Annotated in this window: 1 protein-coding gene; it reads left to right on the forward strand. The window is 29.2% G+C overall.

The window, feature by feature from the left end:
• The first annotated feature begins 42 nt into the window (after window positions 1-42).
• Complete coding sequence (locus AC4AGG_RS16355) at window positions 43-1509, forward strand: S41 family peptidase (RefSeq protein ID WP_489773091.1); 1467 nt, start codon at window positions 43-45, stop codon at window positions 1507-1509.
• The last annotated feature ends 198 nt before the right edge of the window (window positions 1510-1707 follow it).

Here is a 1707-nt window from a genome sequence, read left to right on the forward strand (position 1 = left end):
GTTATACGACAGCATATAAGAACACCGCATAAATAGACGACTATGACAAAAATTAAAACTCTGATTTTATTAATTATTGGAATTTCAACTTTTAGTTACGCTCAAAATTGTAATTGTGAAAGCAATTTTCAATGGGTTAAAAAAACTTTTGAAGAAAATGACGCAGGATTTCAATATGTAGTTGACAAAAAAGGTCTTGAAGCATATAATACACACAATGCAACTTTCCTAAACAAAATTAAAAATGTAAAAACAGACATTGAATGCACTCAAACTATTTATCAATGGCTAAAATTCTTTCGTTCAGGACATATTGCAATTTCACGAAATGAAAATCTGAGTAATTCTCAAACGCAAAATGTCCAACAACCTGCAAGTCCAACAAATTGGGAAACTGTAAAAATTGATAGTAAAAAGTTTGAAAAATATCTAAATTCAAAAAAGCAAGCAGATATTGAAGGAATTTGGGAAACAAGTCCTTATGTGATTGGAGTAAAAAAATTTGACAATGAGTATAAAGGTTTCATAATTAGTGCAAAAGGATTAGAGAATTGGAAACCGAACGATTTAAAATTCAAATTTAGTTCTGACAAAAAAAGCGGAACTTATTATTTACGCAATAAAAATTCTCAAGAAATCAAAAATGTAGAACTTTTAGGAAATAATTATTTAAAAATTGGAGAATTCACACTGAAAAGAATTTCACCTAAATTTGAAAGTGACAAAGATGTAGATTTATATTTCAAATTAGCATCGGCACAAAAACCATTTTTAGAAGAAATAAACAATTCTACTCTACTTTTAAGAATTCCTTCATTTGATGGTTCTAACAAAAAATTTATTGATAGTGTTTTAGTTGCAAATAAGCAGAAAATTGAAAGTAAGGAAAATCTAATTATAGATTTAAGAAATAATGGAGGTGGAAGTGACGGAAGTTACTCTAACATAATTCCTTATCTCTACACAAATCCAATAAGAACCGTAAGAACTCAAATGTATTCAACAAAGTTGAATAACCAAAGAATGTTAGATTTATACGAGAATTATGAAAAATATGGAATTTCAAAGGAAGACAGAGAATATCTAAAAAAAGCCTACGACAAATTAAATAATAATTTAGGAAAATTTGTAACTATCCAAGGAAATGATGACGGAGAAATCATAAGCGAACAAAAATTAGCTAAAGTTCTACCTTTTCCAAAAAATGTTGGAATTATTATTAATGAAAACAACGTAAGCACGACAGAACAATTTTTATTAGCAGCAAAACAAAGTAAAAAAGTAAAACTTTTTGGAACTACAACAATGGGAGTTTTAGATATTTCAAATATGTATTTTATTGACTCACCTTGTAAAGAATTTAAGTTAGGTTATTCACTTTCCAAAAGTTTGAGAATTCCTGATATGGCAATTGACGAAAAAGGACTTCAACCAGATTATTATATTGACAAAAGTATTCCCGATTACAAATGGATTGATTTTGTAAGTGGAATATTAAATGCAAAATAATGCCGTCGTATAACATAGTATTTGCAAAAGGCGGGGTTGAAGGAATAATAGAACTACTCTATGCATTTAGTCGCGACTGCTTTTTCGTTCCACATATTTTTTGTAGTTTAGTTCCACGAAAAAAGCATTCGCTTCGGTTGGTTGAAATTGAACCTTTCGGTTAAATTTAGCCCGCCCTTCGCAAATACTTTTTCCGTT

It is taken from the genome of Chryseobacterium sp. CG10_8, assembly GCF_058117085.1.

Coding starts and splice junctions, on each gene's coding strand:
- AC4AGG_RS16355 (WP_489773091.1), top strand. CDS start 43: ATGACAAAAATTAAAACTCTGATTTTATTAATTATTGGAATTTCAACT.